This is a genomic window from bacterium (assembly GCA_026414725.1).
GTDB lineage: Bacteria > Ratteibacteria > UBA8468 > B48-G9 > JAFGKM01 > JAAYXZ01.
Genome location: JAOAIL010000002.1, coordinates 63,600 through 80,805, shown reverse-complemented (window position 1 = coordinate 80,805; position 17,206 = coordinate 63,600). Strand labels below are relative to the sequence as shown.

At 34.2% G+C, this 17,206-nt stretch carries 15 protein-coding genes and 1 tRNA gene; all 16 read right to left on the bottom strand.

The window, feature by feature from the left end; genetic code table 11:
* Positions 1-4 precede the first annotated feature (4 nt).
* Positions 5-832 carry an ABC transporter permease gene (locus tag N3D17_01605; protein MCX8082083.1) on the bottom strand — a complete coding sequence of 276 codons (828 nt, stop codon included), beginning with the start codon at positions 830-832 and terminating at the stop codon, positions 5-7.
* Positions 833-883: 51 nt separating this feature from the next.
* Complete coding sequence (locus tag N3D17_01600) at positions 884-1,357, bottom strand: hypothetical protein (protein ID MCX8082082.1); 474 nt, start codon at positions 1,355-1,357, stop codon at positions 884-886.
* Between the two features lie 101 nt (positions 1,358-1,458).
* Positions 1,459-1,776 (bottom strand): nucleotidyltransferase domain-containing protein, encoded by a 318-nt coding sequence (locus N3D17_01595; GenBank protein ID MCX8082081.1) that lies wholly within the window; start codon positions 1,774-1,776, stop codon positions 1,459-1,461.
* Entirely contained in the window at positions 1,754-2,143 is a 390-nt protein-coding gene (locus N3D17_01590) for a HEPN domain-containing protein (GenBank protein ID MCX8082080.1), read from the bottom strand. Before N3D17_01590 ends, N3D17_01595 begins: the two co-directional genes overlap by 23 nt.
* A gap of 203 nt (positions 2,144-2,346) precedes the next feature.
* Positions 2,347-3,891, bottom strand: coding sequence for a glycosyltransferase family 39 protein (locus N3D17_01585; GenBank protein MCX8082079.1), 1,545 nt, complete (start codon positions 3,889-3,891; stop codon positions 2,347-2,349).
* On the bottom strand, positions 3,854-4,837 hold the full coding sequence (locus N3D17_01580; protein ID MCX8082078.1) for a GDP-mannose 4,6-dehydratase: 984 nt from the start codon (positions 4,835-4,837) through the stop codon (positions 3,854-3,856). Before N3D17_01580 ends, N3D17_01585 begins: the two co-directional genes overlap by 38 nt.
* 250 nt (positions 4,838-5,087) lie before the next feature.
* Positions 5,088-6,017 (bottom strand): ribose-phosphate pyrophosphokinase, encoded by a 930-nt coding sequence (locus tag N3D17_01575; GenBank protein ID MCX8082077.1) that lies wholly within the window; start codon positions 6,015-6,017, stop codon positions 5,088-5,090.
* Entirely contained in the window at positions 6,014-6,763 is a 750-nt protein-coding gene (locus tag N3D17_01570; protein MCX8082076.1) for a sugar phosphate nucleotidyltransferase, read from the bottom strand. Before N3D17_01570 ends, N3D17_01575 begins: the two co-directional genes overlap by 4 nt.
* A 35-nt stretch (positions 6,764-6,798) precedes the next feature.
* Positions 6,799-6,869: transfer RNA gene (locus N3D17_01565), tRNA-Gln, on the bottom strand.
* Between the two features lie 63 nt (positions 6,870-6,932).
* Positions 6,933-8,486, bottom strand: coding sequence for a GspE/PulE family protein (locus N3D17_01560; GenBank protein ID MCX8082075.1), 1,554 nt, complete (start codon positions 8,484-8,486; stop codon positions 6,933-6,935).
* Positions 8,464-10,062: a hypothetical protein gene (locus N3D17_01555; GenBank protein MCX8082074.1), complete on the bottom strand. Its 1,599-nt coding sequence runs from the start codon at positions 10,060-10,062 to the stop codon at positions 8,464-8,466. Before N3D17_01555 ends, N3D17_01560 begins: the two co-directional genes overlap by 23 nt.
* A gap of 11 nt (positions 10,063-10,073) precedes the next feature.
* A complete protein-coding gene (locus N3D17_01550; protein MCX8082073.1) occupies positions 10,074-11,132 on the bottom strand; it encodes a HEAT repeat domain-containing protein in 1,059 nt (352 codons plus the stop codon).
* Between the two features lie 80 nt (positions 11,133-11,212).
* Positions 11,213-13,099, bottom strand: a complete 1,887-nt coding sequence (locus N3D17_01545; GenBank protein ID MCX8082072.1) for a hypothetical protein — start codon at positions 13,097-13,099, stop codon at positions 11,213-11,215.
* Between the two features lie 58 nt (positions 13,100-13,157).
* Positions 13,158-14,708: a hypothetical protein gene (locus tag N3D17_01540; protein MCX8082071.1), complete on the bottom strand. Its 1,551-nt coding sequence runs from the start codon at positions 14,706-14,708 to the stop codon at positions 13,158-13,160.
* Positions 14,709-14,712: 4 nt separating this feature from the next.
* Positions 14,713-15,468, bottom strand: a complete 756-nt coding sequence (locus N3D17_01535) for an Amuc_1100 family pilus-like protein (protein MCX8082070.1) — start codon at positions 15,466-15,468, stop codon at positions 14,713-14,715.
* Positions 15,465-17,189: a pilus assembly protein PilM gene (gene pilM / locus N3D17_01530; protein MCX8082069.1), complete on the bottom strand. Its 1,725-nt coding sequence runs from the start codon at positions 17,187-17,189 to the stop codon at positions 15,465-15,467. The genes N3D17_01535 and pilM overlap by 4 nt, the downstream gene beginning before the upstream one ends.
* Between the last annotated feature and the right edge of the window lie 17 nt (positions 17,190-17,206).

The window sequence follows — 17,206 nt, the reverse complement described above, 5'->3', positions numbered from 1 at the left end:
TTCTTTATACAATATCAGCAAATGTATCTTCGGTCTTTTTGAAATATAGCATACCTAAAAGTAGAATAAGCATAACAATTCCAGTAGAAACAGATAGCATCTTCATATCAGGTTTTATACTTCCCAATAATGTCCATCTGAAACCCTCTATTACACCTACCATTGGATTCAGTCCATAAAGTGCTTTCCATTGTTCAGGAACAACAGAAGATGGATAGGCAATAGGAGTAGCAAAGAGCCATAATTGTACAAGGAAATTCATTGCATAACGAACATCACGATATTTCACATTTAGGGCAGATAACCACAACCCTACACCTGTTGCTGTTATAATTGCAAGTAGAAGGAAGAATCCAGCATAGAAAATTTTAAAAGAAGGTACAATCCTATAAAATATCATCATACCTACCAGTATTATAAATGCAATAATGAAGTCAAGAAGATTATGAAGAACTGATGACAGGGGTAATAAAATACGGGGGAAGTATACTTTTGTTATTACCCTTTGATATTCAACAATACTGTTAGTTGCATTTATTAAACTGTTAGAAAAATATGACCATGGGACCAAAGCACTATAAGCAAAGATTGGATATGGAATATTATCTGAAGGGATTTTTGCAAATTTGCCAAAAAATATAGCAAATATAATCATTATAGAAAATGGTTGAATAATTGCCCATGCAATACCTATGGATGTCTGTTTGTACTTCACTTTTATATCTTTCCATATAAGAAATAGAAGTAATTCCCTGTATTGCCAGATTTCTTTTAATGTTTCCCAGCCAAATTTGCTATCTGCTCGTATTCTAATTATCTGTTCTTTATCCATTGTTTAAATTATTTTAAACTATTTAAACTAATTTGTCAAGGGGGGACAGGATTATTTTTTCAGAAAAGACCTTAAGATGTCCATATTTTTAGTAAAGAGTTCTGATTTTTTTAATAGGCCTTCAACTTTTGAGAGCCGGGTAGAATAGTGTTTGTTAAGTTTTTTATCAGATGTTTTAACTGCTTTTTTTATCTCTGCTATTGTTTCCGTAAGAAGACGGTTCCTTTTTGTAAGTCCTGTTTTCAGTTTTTCAAAGATAATACCCTCTATATCTTCATTGGCTGTGTATAAACTTCTTGCATAACCTTTCCGCCATATTTTTTTCACTGCATTCCAGTCCTCTAATGTTTTAAGATTTATACTTATATTGGCTTTGCTTACACCTAATTTTCTACTTATCTCAATTGGTGAGAGTGGTTCAGGTTCTATATAAAGAAGTGCATATATCTGACAGACAGTTCTATTAAGTCCTATACTTTCTCCTAAATTGCCTATGGTTTCTATAAATTTTTCTGTGATGTCCATTATGTTTTTTATCTTTCTTTTGCTTATTCGCCCGTCTTGTCCTGACGGGTTTTAATCATATACCTCACAGTTCAAAAAACTTTTACTATAAATTTTTCTGTTTATAACAAGGAGTAACTTTCCTTAAGAATATCCTTAAAGTTATCTAACTCGTCTGGTTTTGCTACGAGTAAATCAATTCCAATTTCAATCCGTTCTGAAAAAAAATAGAAATATGGTTTCACTCTTTCAATCGGATGTACTTTCTCTGTTTGCGCAATTACAAGAAGGTCTATATCACTTATTCCTGTTTCTTGATTTTTGGCGAGAGAACCAAATATTCTTATATCTTCTATTTCAGAAAATTGTTTTTTTGCCTCTATGGCGATTGTTCTCAATTTTTTTAAAAGTGCCTCTCTATCTATTGATATGCATTTCACAGAATTTAATGATTTTATCTGCCGCATCTATTGCCTCTTTTGCCTGTTTTTCTGTAAAATAATCAGATGGTTTACCTGATGGGAATCCATTTGGATACCTTGGGGGGATATAATATAAATCAAGTAATTTTCCTGCATCTTTTATATTCTCGGATATTTCTATTTTTTCTGATATTAAGTTTAACATTTCTGTTATTGAATGTCCCCATAAGGTTAATCCAATCCTCATACCTATGCTTTTAACAATTTTTTCTGCTGATTGTTGTGAAGTGAAACATACCCATTCATAGTATTTATTTTTAAGGTCTTCCTTTGCTTTTTCAAAATCCCTTTTTCCCTGTTCGTACCAGTCCTTCCATCTGTTCATTTTAATATCCTGCAAAATCTAAGAAATTACGGTGTAAAAGTTCATTTTTTACTTTACATTTTTTTGTTTCTTATGTCAAATTAGGGATATGGATGTATAGGAATGATTTCTTTTCTCTTTCTCCACGAGGAGAGGAAGATAAAAGAATAGTTTCTCTCCATTGAAAGAGAACTGAAAAGTGAGGAGATAATAAAGATAATCTCTTAGTAAGTAGAAGATATATTATTTAGCATATCTTTTGCAGGTGTAAAATCAGGATTTAGTTCCAGTGTCTGTTTTAAAAGATAGACAGCAGTATCTTTATCTCCCCGTATTAAGAATGTATTTGCAAGTAAAAAACTTGCTCTGAAGTCATAAGGAAGTAATTTATAGTATTGAAGTGCTTTTTTATGTGCACTGTATATATTGTTTTGCTGGATGTCATACTGAATATTTTTAATACTTAAGTTAGCAAATCCCTTCCATGATACATCAGGAATTAAAGGACCTGGTTTTGTGTTGAAGAAAAAAGCAAATATACCTGCAATCAGACAAATAATAACCGGTTGTAAAAGTTTTTTCTCTTTCAGTTTTTCAATACACCAGACAATAAGACATCCCGCAGAGATAGAAAAACAACTAACTGCTGGAAGACGGTATCTATCCGTTATAAAAAAAAGAACTACCCATAGAACATTGGAGATGGTAAAGGTGATAAATATAAAATTTTTCTTCCAGTTTCTGAACAGGATAATCAGTCCTGTAAAGCCAAAAGGAACAATAAACCCAAACTTTACAAAAGCAATTTTTAATACGGGTATAATTTTCTCCATTATGTAAACATTAAGATTTTGAGGCCATTCATAACTTGTAAAAAAGAGTCCCATCTTGATGAAAAAAAGTTTCCAGAAGGCAATGGATAAAGGACTTAATAATTCTCCTTTAGGATAATGAAAAAGTCCGAGTGAATCAGCACTGTTGCCTATTTTCCAGTTTATAGGTCCATTTGTACATATCGGGACAAACTTACCACTTACATAGTAATTTCTTATAGTAACAGGAATTATTACTAATGCAGAGATAAATAAAATTAAAGAGAAAATGTATAAAGGTTGCCATTTTGCTTTTATTTTCAGTGGCAAAAAATTTTTTGCAGGGTATAGATAAAGTCCTATAAGAAGAAAAGGAAGAAAGATGGCAATAGTTGGTTTTGAAAGTGCTGCAAGTCCTAAAACCATGCCTGTGAAAATCCATTTTGTAAGAGAAGGTTTTTGTAGAGAATAGTAGATGAGAAATATAAACAGGATATATAAAAAACATATTAATCCATCGCTTAGAATAGCAGAAGCGTATACAATAGAGGTTCTATAAAATGCAACTAAAAATGCGGCAATAATTCCTGCCCATTCATTATAAAGTGTCTTTCCTATATAGTACAACAGAAAGCAGAGAAGAACATCCATAATAAGTTGAATAAGGGATATTATTATAAGGTTCCCCGATGATAAAAGATGATATGCAGCAAGAAAATAAGCATATAATGGAGCCATATAGAAAGGAGCACCATTCACATACCATGGATGTTTTAAAATCTGTTTTGCCCATAAAATAAATGTTTTCTGGTCATAGCCGTCCATAAGCAAAGGGTTAAAGTAAGCGGTATCCTTGAATAAATAGAGATAAATAAATCTTAAAATGAGACCTGCAAGGAGTATTATATAAAGTAAAGTTCTATATGTGTTTTGAGATTTCTGATGCTTTTTTGACATCTTCTATACAGTCCTTAATAATATCTTTTATGTTATACTTAGGAGAAAAACCTGTAATGTTTCTGATTTTTGAAATGTCAGGAACTCTTTTAATCATATCTTCAAAGCCCTTTGAATAAATATCTTGAGGATTAAGAAAGATAACTTCTGAGGAACTACCTGTCATATTTTTTATCATCAAAGCAAGGTCTTTTATAGTTATTTCTTCTTCACTGCCCATATTGAAAACGTCTCCGTATGCTTCTTCTTTTGTTATAAGTTTTAATATCCCTTCTATTATATCTTTTACATGGATGAAGCATCTTGTTTGTTGTCCATCTCCAAAGACAGTTATAGGTAAATTATTTAGTGCCTGTTTTATAAAACGAGGGATAACCATACCATATCTATCACTCTGTCGTGGTCCTACTGTATTAAATAGTCGTACAACTATCACAGGAAGTTTCTTTTCTTCATAAAATGCAAATGCAAGGAACTCGTCTATTGCTTTTGTACAGGCATAACTCCATCTTCTTTTCTTAGTTGTCCCTATAACAATATCTGCTTCTTCTTTGAATGGGACATTTTCATTTTTCCCGTATATTTCGGATGTAGAAGCAAGAAAAATTTTTTTGTTGTATTTTGCACAATATCTTAAAACATTGTATGTGCCTTCCACGTTAATTATCAGTGAATCAACTGGATTTTCCATTACTCTTTTTACACCAACAACTGCAGCAAGATGAAAAATAAAATCAGATTTTTTTATTAATTCTTCTAATAATGCAGAGTTAAGGATGGTGTCTATAAAAAGATGAAGATTACTTTTGTTTAAGATATTTTCCACATTACCAATAGAGCCGGTAGAAAGGTCATCAATAATCGTAACATCTTTACCTGATAAAACAAGTGTTTCTGCAAGATGAGAACCAATAAATCCACAACCACCTGTGATTAGATATTTCATTTTTTCCTCTTTTATATTATAAAAAAAATTTGACAAAAACAAAAATATATTTTTAAATGAAGAAAAATTTGAAGTTAAAGGAGGTGAAAAAAATGGCAAAAAAATGTGCAGCAAAAAAGGCAACAAAAAAAGTTGCTAAGAAATCTGTAAAGAAAGCTGCTAAGAAAAGAAAATGAGAAGGAAGAAGAGAAAATTAAAATGGCGTTCTAAAAAGGCAAATCATCGTAAGAGACCTACAATGGGCTGAAGTTTAGATGAAGAGTGAACTAACAGATGTTTCAAGATGTATTCGTTTAATTGCTTCAGCGAGAAGCCCTGATACAGATAGTTTTACAAAGTGATGTGGTAGTATATCAGTTGCAATGGTATCTGTAATGATGACCTCTTTGAAAAGAGAGGAAGTAAGTTTATTGGCTATATTGTTTGAAAATACAGCGTGTGTACAGGCACCATAGATAGAAGAAGCACCTTCATCAAGTAATTTATGAGCTGCTTCAACCATTGTATTTCCAGTGGAGATTAGGTCATCAATAATGATGGCTTCACAGTTTTTTACATCTCCTATTACATGAACTGTCTCTACCATATCGGGACCTATACGTCTTTTATCTACAATTGCAAGACCTGCCTCAAGTCGTTTTGCAAAAGCACGAGCTGCTTTTACTCCACCAACATCAGGTGCTACCACTACAGGGTTTTTAAAATTCTTTCCTTTTAAATAGTTGACTATTACGGGTGCTGCAAACAGATGGTCTACAGGAATATCAAAAAAACCTTGTATTTGAGGAGCATGTAAATCCATAGTTAAAATTCTATCTGCACCTGCTGAAACAAGGAGATTAGCAACAAGTTTTGCTGTAATTGGAACACGTGGTCTGTCCTTTCTGTCCTGTCTGGCATAACCGTAATAAGGTAACACAGCAGTAACTCTTTTAGGTGATGCTCTCCTGAAAGCATCCAGTGTGATAAGAAGTTCCATAAGATTTTCGTTTACAGGTGGGCAGGTTGGCTGGATAACAAAAACATCTTTTCCTCTTACATTCTCTTCTATCTGTAAACATATCTCTCCATCTCCAAATTTATATATATTAATCCTGCCTAATTCTTTACCTAAATGTTCAGCGATTTTTTTAGATAAATCAGGATTTGCATTCCCTGAAAATATAAGACAATCATTCATCTGTTACCTCCTGTTATTGATAGAAATTGTTTTGCTTTTTCTATATCTTCCTGAGTGTTAATTCCGAGGCATTCATCGGGTGTTTCTGTGGTATATGTGCCTATAGTTTTGCCATTGGCGGAAAGAAGTTTAATAACATCTGTTAGATAATATTCATTTTTTATCGGGTCAGGTTGAACCTTTGAAAGTGCGTCAAAAAGTGGTTCTTTTTTAAATACATATATTCCTGCATTAATCTCTTTTATGGACTTTTCTTCCTGTGTAGCGTTAAGTTCTTCTATTATAGAAAGCACCCTACCCTTTCCATCTCTTTTTATTCTTCCATAGCCAGTAGGATTGTTTACAAAGGCAGTGAGGATTGTCCCGTCATTCTGTCCATTTCTATGGATAGTTATAAGTTGATTGAGAGTGTTTATAGTTACAAAAGGGACATCTCCACACAGAATAAGGATATCTCCTTTATAATTAGCAAGTTTTTCTTTCGCCTGTAATACTGCATCTCCTGTTCCTTTTAAAACAGTTTGTTCTGCATATTCTACTTTTTTATTTTTTAATTGTTCAAAAACATCTTCCTTTTTATACCCCACTATTACAATTATTTTTTGTGGAGTGAGTTTTTCTATGGTATCGAAAAGATATAAAAGAATTGGTTTACCGAGAAGTTTTCTCACTACTTTTTGAGATTCTCCACCAAGTCGTTTACCCTGCCCTGCTGCAAGTACAATTATTGCAAGATTTAAATCCATGAAGCACACTCCTTGTCACTGTACATTTATGATTACTGCCCGGCGAGGATTTGAACCTCGAACCTCGGCTCCAAAGGCCGGTGTGTTACCATTACACCACCGGGCATACTAATATTTAAATTCTGGATTTAGAGAATTATTTTAATATATTTTTAATGAAAGAAAAAATTTATACTTCTTGAGTAACTCTTAAAACTTCAGATACAGTTGTTAATCCTTCCTTTATTTTTAATGCCCCATCCATTCTTAATGTCACAAGTCCTTTTTTTAAGGCGGTTTTTTTAAGTTCAGTAGCAGAGATTTTTTCTGATATAAGCCCCCGTATTTCTTCATCAATAATAAGAAGTTCAAAAATCCCCTTCCTTCCGTAATAACCTTCATTCAGACACGTTTTACATCCCTTACCAGAGATATATTTTATCTTAGCAACAACATCTCTTTCTGAAAAAATTTGTTGTAGTTCTTTTACAGGTGGTTGTGTTTCTTCAGAGCACCAGGGACAGTTAAGACGGACAAGTCGTTGTGCCATTACTCCTACCAGTGAGGATGCAATGAGATAAGGTTCTATACCCATATCAATCAATCTAATAATAGCACTTGTTGAATCATTTGTATGAAGAGTACTGAAAACAAGGTGTCCCGTGAGAGATGCCTGAATGGCCATTTCTGCTGTTTCTCTGTCTCTTATTTCTCCCACCATTATGATATTAGGGTCGTGTCTTAATATAGATCGCAATCCATTGGCAAAAGTAAGTCCTACTTTTGGATTAACCTGTATCTGATTTATGCCTTCTATATTGTATTCAACAGGGTCTTCTAATGTAATAATATTTATATCTGGATTGTTTATCTTGGATAGTGCTGCATATAAAGTTGTTGTTTTTCCACTTCCTGTAGGTCCTGTTAGTAGAATTATCCCATGGTCTAAGTGTATTAGTTCATTGAATTTTTTATATGTGTCTTCAGAAAATCCCAGCTCATTAAGAGTAAAAAGAAATGTGCTTCTATCGAGCAACCGAAGGACAACTGACTCTCCAAAGAATGTAGGAATGATGGAAACACGGATATCTATTTTCTTACTATCTACTTTTATAGAGGTTCTTCCATCCTGGGGGATTCTCTTTTCTGCAATGTCCAGATTGGATATTATTTTTATTCTTGTTACTATAGCAGGATGGAATTTCCTCGGTAGAATGAAGATATCATGTAAGATACCATCAATTCTATATCTTACTTTAAGGACAGATTCTCCAATCTGTATATGTACATCACTTGCGCGCATAGATATGGCTTTATATAAAATCTGATTGACCAGACGGATGATAGGTGCTTTGTTGGCAAGGTCAAGGAGATTCATACTTTCAATATCAATATCTTCTTCAAGATGTGTCATCTCTTCAGAACTGAGGTCATCTATTACCTTCTGGGATGTAGTTGGATGGTAATAATATTTATCAAGGCATTTTTGTATTGTTTCTGTTGAGGCAAGAGCAATTTTTATATCCCTGTTAAGTCGTGTTTTTATTTCACTTATATCTATCTTTAAAAGGTCATCTGTGGCTATAAGTATTTCGCCTCTATCATTCTTTAATGGGAGAATACAGTTGTTTTTTAAAAAGGAGAAAGGGAAAAAAGATAATAACTCTGGGTCAACCATCTCTTCAGGATTTTCTATCCAGAGGACTGACTTACGTTCCATTTTATTTTTTAATTTTATCTCCAATAATACTCTGTTCTTTTTCTTTTTTAATTGCCTCTGCTTCCTCAAAGGTTGTTATAATGTTTGGTGTAATAAAGATAAGAAGATTGGTTTTTGTGGATTTTTTAGAATTATATCGGAACAACTTCCCAAGTAAAGGAATATCTCCGAAGAAAGGAACCTTTTTTACAGTATTTTCTGTATCATCTCTTACCAGTCCACCTAAAACCACGGTTTTTTTATTGGGAACTATTAGTGTTGTATCTACTGACCTTTTGGCTGTTGTTGGTGCTTCTTCCAGACCACCTTCAATGACTTTTGTTACTTCTTGCGATATCTTCAATCGGACATATTTATCCTGACTTATCTGGGGGGTAATTTTCAGTGTAATTCCAACATCCTTATAATCATAACTTTTTATTATGTCCCCTGTGGAACCCGTAGTGCTCTGAATAAATCGTGTCTCCTTTAGATAAGGTATATTTTCACTTACGTTTATAACTGCTTCCTGGTTATCACTGGTAACTATCTGAGGTGTGGAGAGGATATTGAACTCTCCTTCTTTTGAGTAAAGGTTAATAAGTGCTCCTATATCCAGTGGATATGTAAGAGTACCTTTATATACACCTATTGAAAGTCCCTCAGGAGCAATACCTGTAGTAGCATATGATTGGATATATCCAAAATTTGTTCCTGCTCCTCCTGTAAATCGTTCGTCATCAAAGGTGTCTGTTGCAGCCCATTCTATCCCCATTCTTTTTGTTGTTTCGTAGGATACCTCTGCAATAAGTGCTTCTATAAGAACCTGATTTGTTAGCACATCAAGTTCCTTTATTATTTTTTCTATATTAGGAAAGTCATCAGGGTCAGCATTAACAATAAGAGAGTTAGTTGCTTTTGCTGCTACTACAGATGGTTGAACAGGAGGTGCCTCGCCCCTTCTGATGGTTTGTTTTGGTCTGGTAAGGAGCTGTGTTAAGATTTTTGCAACTTCTTCAGCATCAACATTCTCAAGACGGTAAATTTTTAAAACATCTCTGCCCGGGGGAGAAGGAATGTCTATCTTTTTTACGATATCCTGAATTTTAGCGATGTTTGCACCTGTATCAGATATAACGAGAGAGTTGGTTCTACTATCTACTGTAATCTGTCCATTTTTTGTGATATAAGGGGAAAGTATCTGGGCAAGAATATCAGGAGGATAGTGTTTAAGAGGAATTATCTGGATGATAAAATCTTCCATTTTATCAGAAGGAATATCTCCTATATTGATTTCACGCATTCTTATCCTTGCTTCTGTTGAAGGGATTATAATGGAGAGAGAATCTTTTTTAATAACTGAATATCCATAAAGATTCAGAATGGTTTTAAAAATTTTATCTATCTCTTCTGCAGGTACAGGTTTATTAGCATATACAGTTATAGTTCCTTTTACATTTGGGTCTATAACATAATTTTCTTTAGTAAAGTCCCCTACAAATTTTATAAATGTTTTAATATCTACATTATTGAGGTTAAGAATAAGGTCTTTTGCAGGAGATTCTACTATTAAAAATGTACAAAATATCCCTACTATTATAATAAATGGACATTTTTTCATAGGAAGAAATTTTAAGGAAGTGGTAATCCACCACCGCCAATACCACCACCAATACCACCACCAATGCCACCACCGCCTCTACCTTCGCGGTCATATGATTGTTTCGTTCGGATGTTATCAAGTGCTGTAAGGATTTCCTGTCTTACTGATTCATCTTTTTCCACTCTGAGACGTTCTAAAAGTTTTATTAGTATGTCATCGGAAGAATCCCTTAGTCCTATGGTTTTAATTGCCTGTTTTCTGATTTCAGGGTCTGGGTCATTCAAATAATCCAGTGAAAGAGAGGCACTTACACCGAATAAATTCTGTTCATATTCTCTTCCACCCCTGTTTCTTGTGTCACCACCATAGTTTACGTACCACTCAAGTGTATCCTGGATTGCTTTTTTTACTGCTGGCTCTTTCTCATATTTAAGACGAACAAGCATAGTTCTGATAGCAAGAAGGTCCCTCACTTCTGCCAGTGCTTCTTCACTACTTCTTCTCCCCTCTTCAGAGGTGGAGATTCTTTTTCTTGCAAAAATTTGGGTAGCATACTTTCTTACAAGCGGGTCGTTGTCCTGCAAATATTTTAATAGTGTAGAATCGGTTCCAAATATCATATCAAGTCCCACAGAGGCAATATCCCTTACTTCAGGGTCTGGGTCAGATAGTAATACATAAAGGTCAGGTATAAATACTACCCCTCCCATACCTGTTGAACCTTCAGTTTCGCTTCCACCTCCTTCTTTAGATATAGCAAGTAAACTTCTTATTCCTCCTTCCTGTCCGCCACCTGTCCCTTCTTCACCTATCATACTCAAAGAAATTGACTGGATTGCTTGTTTTCTAACCGTAGGGTCAGGATGTCTTAACATTCCTCCTAATACAGATGCCATAAAATCCCTTATTACACCCTGTCGTTTTTCTTTATCTTCCTCATCACTCCTCCATTCGCTTGTAGAAGTGGTTCTTGAACTGGAACCGGTACTTACTCTAGAAGTTGTGGAGGATGTCTGTGCAAAAATAGGGGAAAAAGATGATATACATAGTCCTGTAATAATAAGAATGTTTAATATTTTTCTGTTCATTGGTACCCTCCATATTTTCTCTTTCTTAGTTTTATTATACCCATTTTTTCTCTTATATGAAACAGCATCAAACATAGACATCAGAACTTTTCAAGCAGACCTGGTTTTATCTCCTTTTCCGATTTTTCTAAATCAGGTTTGGTCAGTGTTTCTGCTTCTTGATAGGTAGTTACAATATGTGGAGTAAGGAATAATAGTAGTTCACTGTTAGTAGTGGTATAAGTCGGTTTTTTAAACAGATACCCGAGTATAGGAATTTTTCTGAGGAAAGGTACTCCTGTTTCTTTCTTTTCTTTTCTCTGCTGTATCATCCCGCCTATTACAAGTGTCTGACCATCAAATACAGTAACATTTTGAGTTGTTTCTCTGGTTGATATTATGGGTAATTCTGTTGAGTAGTTAAGTCCTGCTGCCACCGCCTGAAGTTTTCGTGTCTCTACAAGACGTGAGTCATAGATATTCATAGAAAGGAAAACAGTTCTGTTTCTCTGTATGATAGGAGTGACTTCAAATTCTGTTCCAACTGTTTCCTCATACACGTTAATGGTTCCTCCACTGGTTGTTGTGGTAGTGGTGGTACCAGTTGTAGTTGTTTCATATTCCGGTATAATATAAGGATAATTCTGAATCACTCTTATGATTGCAGTAGTTCCATTAAGACACATAATCTTAGGTGCCTGAACAAGTTTAACTTCGCCCTGTGAAGCCAGTGCACTTATGAGAGTGTTAACGTCCTTATTTGATAGTCCAAAAGAGAAGGTATCGTCAGGTAAAGTTGATGACATACCAGGTGTATAAGTAGGAGTTATGCCAAACTTAGGACCCGTCAGTGTTGCATCTATTGCTTCTACTAATCTTGAACTTATAAGCCAGTCAATGGAAAATGTATTTGTTCCAGAGAGTGCTATTTCAATAATTTTTGCTTCAAGAAGTACCTGGGATATGGGCATATCAAGAGAAGATATAACATCCTGTATCTGCTGAAGTAAAGTTGGATTAGAAACATCAACAAGAATGGAGTTGGTTCTCGGGTCATGTACTATCGATTCCATCTTGAATGTTTCTCTCAGCGATTTTGCAATCAGTGAAGCATCTCCATAAAAGATATTGAATACTCGCCTGCTTTTTTCTTTTAGTACTTTTGTCCTTGCATTATATTCATCTTCATTCATTATCTTTATTACTTTATCTTCTTCTAAATATTTAAGTTTGTTTGCCTCGCATATAAGGTCAAGCACCTTTTGTAAAGGTAGGTCCTGAACATTTATTGTAACCCTTCCTGTTATACCCTTGCTGATTATAATGTTGGCTCCTGTAAGGTCATATATCAACTTTAGTGTCTGTTCCAGGTCAGCATTATTAAGATTCAGTGTAATAGGAGTTTTGCCTATTTCACCGAGGATTGGTTTTTCTTCATCTTCCCTTTTCTGAACAATCTGTTCTACTTGTAATCTTGCCTTATTTGCAAGACGGATTGCTTCTGAAAATTGTTTTTGCTCATATGCCTGCTTAGCCATAGATATTGTAGACCTTGGTTCGGTCATTTCAAAAGATGGTATCTGATGTTTTTTCTCTGTATCCTGTAGATATTCATAAGCATCAAGAAGGGCTTTTTGAGATGCCATAGCGAGTGTTTCAAACTCGTCTTCTTTAAGTACATCTACCTCTGTATCTTTTCCTTCTATTGGATTAAATGTCTGTTTAACACCACTTTTACCTAACTGTGTTTCAGCCACCTTTATGTACCGGTTTATTTGATTTTGTCTGTATGAAGGATTAATTCCCTGTATGGATTTGAAGATAGAAATGGCTTCTGCATAATTCTTTGCATAATAAGCATTTAGGGCTTTCATATACATAAGGTCAATATCAGACCGTGTCTGTTGAGCATGTAAAACCCCTATGGCGGTAAAAGTGAATATAAATATCATCAACACCAGTTTAGATCGTATACCTCTTTTTTTCATCTTTTCCCCCTGTTAAATATAATACCTCTTATAATTATTAAAATCAAGTTTTTGCTTATCAATCAACGGGTATTTCGTATATAATTCCTTCTTTTGAAAGATAGAGTTTATCCTTTTCTTTTCTTATGATTCTGAAGCCCTCAACCACATCGCCAATTGTCACTCTGTATGTTTTATTTTTACCTTCTATAAACAGATATTCAACACCTTCTATCACTAACCGTCCTCTGTATGTTAAGTCACATCTTTTTTCTGGCATAATAAGAGATTCCGCCGGTTTTTCTACCGGTTGTATTTGAGATGGTCCCTTATCTCTAAGAATAGGTTGTATCTGGGACTCCTTATCTTTTAGAATAGGTTTATAAGATGGGGGTTGTGGTTTAGAGATAGAACTTAATTTTTCTGCCTCCATTTTCTTCTCTTCCTTAATTACACTGACAACCTTTGAAGGCCTTAATATAGATATTACAGATGGTTTTGGAGCGAGAGATATACGTGTAATCTCTGGTTTTTCAAAAACCTGCATAGTTAAGAGTCCTGGTGAAAATGGGTCTCTTTTTCCTTCTATATCTATCTTTTCTTTCTTTAATGCAAACTTAAACTCCTCTTCAGTTAAAGGGATTTTCTCCTCAGTACGAGAAATAGGAGCTGTTTTTTCTTTAGATACGTCTTCTCCGACTATATCTGACAGACGTTTCTGTGGGTCCTGAAATCTCTCTATAAAAAAGAATATCTCATAGATCCATGCTATTAAGAGGATAAGAAAAACAAATTTAAATATATTTCTTCTTATAAATGGTATTAAAAGGAATGGTTCTTTATATTTAACTGTGGTTTTTTTATCATTTATAGAAGGAGCAGGTTTTTCAACCTTTGTTTCTTTCTTCTTTCTTATAGATGAAGAGATAAAATGCTTTATATTTCCTGATGCAAAAGAGAGATTATTCTGTGCTTCTTTTTCTGTCTGCTTTGCTTCTCTGGAAAGAGCAGAAATTTTTGCAGTAATAGCAGCAGGTAAAGGTGTCTCTAAATCTTTTATATACCCTGGAATTTCTTTCTTCTCTTCTGCCTGTTTTAATATTTCCTTTCGTCCCTTATTCTGCTCATAAAGAAGTTTTCTTCTCTTGATAAATTCAAGAAGTTCCTCTTTCCTTGTTGTTTGATTGGAATTTGTTACAGAAGGAGTTAAAGTGGAGGTGCTTTTCTTTCTTTCTTCTTTTTGCCTACTCTCTTCTCTCTTTTTAAGTGCCTCTAATTTTTTCTGTTGTATCTCTTCCTTTCTTTTTTTTCTTTCTTCGTCTTTTTTCTGTTTCTTTTCCAGAATGGCTAATGCACGTTTCTTTTTTATCTCTTCTCTTATCTCTTTTATTTCTTGAAGTTTATCTCTTCTCTTTTTCCGTCTGTTGCTCCCTTCCATATGTGTTTTCTCTATTTCTTTAGGAATCGCTTCTTTATTGACTGGAGGTATTGATTCTGGATTACTATTGAGAATAGGGGGTATTGTCTTTTCAGAAGGCATAATTTTTGTTTTCTTTTTCTCAATAAAATTCAGCAATTGTTTTTTCTTTTCTTCTCTTATAATATCAGCTTTTCTTTTCTTTTCTTCCATTCTCTTATCCTTCAGATTCTTTTGTTCCTTGTTTCTTTATAATTACAGCGTTAAGTCCTGCTGATATTTTAAATAAACCTTCGTTTTCTTTTGTTACAGAAAAATTTTTTAATAAGAAATAAGAAGAAGGATTTTCGATATATTTAAGGAATCTCATAACTTCATTACTTGTACCTTTTATTCCTAATTTTATAGGTAATACTTGATAGAATGCTACCTGTTGAGGTTCTCCCGGGGATATATTTTCTACATAGGTTACTCCTGCATCAATGATAAGTCCTATTAAATCCTTTACTACTTCAAACTGTAATGCTAATTTTGGAATCTGTTCAGGAGGAACAAGTCCTGTTGTTTGAAAGCCGAGAGAACCGGGCAATAAAACATTTCTCTTCTCTGCCTTTTTATAAAGACGGTCCTGGGAGAAATAAAGAAATTCTTTGTATTCAATTGATGGATAAAGTGTAAACTCTGGGACCACAGGATATGTAGTGGAAAAATTGTTTAAAAAGAAATTGAACTTCTTTTCAAGATATGTTTTTTCTTTTGTTAGTTTTGCTATCAGTTCAGGAGAGGGTGCTTCTTCCTTTCCTGTTTCATAGGCATTTATCTGAGAATATTTGGTTTTTATTTCTTCTTCTAATTTCTTTATCTCCATCCGTGTCTTTTTTGTCAAAAAATATCCTGCTACCATTATGCCTATCACTACTATTAGAGAAAGTAAAAGCGAAAATTTTTTTAAAAAACTTTTTATCTTTTTCATTTGATTTCTACCAGTAAAGAAAATTGAAGTTTATCTTTTGTTTGACTAACTTCACAGGAACTTATATTAACCGATTTTATAAAATCAAGTTCAGACAGTTTAGTCACAAATGTTCTAAAATCACTGAATGCTGTCTTTATATCTGTTACTATTACTTCTCCATTTAAAGTAAATACTTTCTCTTCTTCTATTTTTATATCAACTGCTGGCTGTTGTTCCGCACTCCGCGCGACTGCTTCTGGAACAGGCGCTGGTGCAGAAGGAGGTCCTGGTGGAGGAACTCCAGGTGGTGTGGGTGGTCCCGGTTGCGGTCCCGGTGGTGCAGCTGGTGTTTCCTGTGGCGTTGATGCAGGTGCACCTGCTCCCTGTCCAGGTATAAAAGAAACGATATATATTCTACTATTTGGAAGAGCACTACCCAGTGTTACAATACGTCTTAACCAGATATCCTTTTCATTAATAATTTTTTCTATAATTTCTACCTGTCCTTTTATTCCTGCTATCTCTCCTTTTAATTTATCTACCTCAGGTTTATACTTTTCATACTGTTTTAGAGAAACATCCATTTCGGTAAGTATACCTTTTAACATTGATTTCTCTTGGTTGAAAAAAAGAGTTGGAGTAATTGCTATGAGACCTGCCATAACAGCGGATAGATAAATATAAGGTCGGTTATATCTAAATTCACGAACCCTTTCTACTTCTTCAGGAAGCAGGTCAATATTTACCGTTGTTTTCCTGATTTTTCTTAAAGCAATGCCTAATAAGATAGTAAGTTCTGTTTCTGAAGAGCGAAGTTTAGTATATTCTTCATCAACCTCTATACCAGAAAGTACATTAAAGTAAAATGTGGGTATTCTAGATTTTTCCTGAAGGAAGTCCTTAAATCCTTTTAAGAGAACACCTCTGCCGCATAGATATAGTTCTTCCAATTCAGGCCCTTTCTGAGTAAATCTCCAGTAGTCAATAGAATTTTGTATTTCTGTATGTAAACTTTCAATACTTGTTTTAACCCCAGGAATTTGTATATTGCCTGTGATTTTTTTCCCTTCTGCTTCAGCATAAGAGATTGATTCTGATTCAGATATAGCATTTGTTATTGTATCTCCTGATGTAGTAAGTGAACGTATGAGCATTTTTTCGCGGTAAATAATAATAAAGTTAGAAGAAGTGGCACCCACCTCAAGAATTGCTTGACATTTCTCGGGAGAAAATTTTGGTGAGGACATAAAAATATTAAGGAGAGCAAAGTGGTCTACATCGAGAAATAAAGGGTCTATACCAAAGGTAATCAACCTGGATAGGAAATCACTTATAATATCTTTCTTGACTGCCCCTAATAAAACATTATAGCTCTGTGCGGTTTCACTTATAATTTGAAATTTCCACTCTACCATTTCCAGAGGGAAAGGTATCTGTTGTTGCACTTCATACTTAAGTATATCTTTCAGTTTTTTTAATGGAACTTTAGGTACAGTTAAACTTCTAACAAGTACACCTCTTCCAGGTAGTGATACATAAAATGATTTTGCATGTTGATTTTTTATAAAGTTTTTTGCTTCAGTACTTATAAATTCTTCTCTTTCTGCAGGAGAAACAGGGATGTCCATTTCATCGTAATAGGAGATAATTGGTCCATGGCTGGAGATTTCCAAATCGCACACTCTGATTTTAGTACTTCCGATATCAATAGATAGTGCTTTTCTACTACCCTTTATCACAATTACTCCTTTTAAAT

What these genes read in the sequence shown, in the direction of transcription:
- N3D17_01570 (MCX8082076.1), bottom strand. Translation starts at nt 6,763, where the DNA reads ATGGATTTAAATCTTGCAATAATTGTACTTGCAGCAGGGCAGGGTAAA.
- N3D17_01575 (MCX8082077.1), bottom strand. Translation starts at nt 6,017, where the DNA reads ATGAATGATTGTCTTATATTTTCAGGGAATGCAAATCCTGATTTATCT.
- N3D17_01535 (MCX8082070.1), bottom strand. Translation starts at nt 15,468, where the DNA reads ATGAAAAAGATAAAAAGTTTTTTAAAAAAATTTTCGCTTTTACTTTCT.
- N3D17_01545 (MCX8082072.1), bottom strand. Translation starts at nt 13,099, where the DNA reads ATGAAAAAAAGAGGTATACGATCTAAACTGGTGTTGATGATATTTATA.
- N3D17_01585 (MCX8082079.1), bottom strand. Translation starts at nt 3,891, where the DNA reads ATGTCAAAAAAGCATCAGAAATCTCAAAACACATATAGAACTTTACTT.
- N3D17_01550 (MCX8082073.1), bottom strand. Translation starts at nt 11,132, where the DNA reads ATGAACAGAAAAATATTAAACATTCTTATTATTACAGGACTATGTATA.
- N3D17_01605 (MCX8082083.1), bottom strand. Translation starts at nt 832, where the DNA reads ATGGATAAAGAACAGATAATTAGAATACGAGCAGATAGCAAATTTGGC.
- N3D17_01540 (MCX8082071.1), bottom strand. Translation starts at nt 14,708, where the DNA reads ATGGAAGAAAAGAAAAGAAAAGCTGATATTATAAGAGAAGAAAAGAAA.
- N3D17_01555 (MCX8082074.1), bottom strand. Translation starts at nt 10,062, where the DNA reads ATGAAAAAATGTCCATTTATTATAATAGTAGGGATATTTTGTACATTT.
- N3D17_01590 (MCX8082080.1), bottom strand. Translation starts at nt 2,143, where the DNA reads ATGAACAGATGGAAGGACTGGTACGAACAGGGAAAAAGGGATTTTGAA.
- N3D17_01580 (MCX8082078.1), bottom strand. Translation starts at nt 4,837, where the DNA reads ATGAAATATCTAATCACAGGTGGTTGTGGATTTATTGGTTCTCATCTT.
- N3D17_01600 (MCX8082082.1), bottom strand. Translation starts at nt 1,357, where the DNA reads ATGGACATCACAGAAAAATTTATAGAAACCATAGGCAATTTAGGAGAA.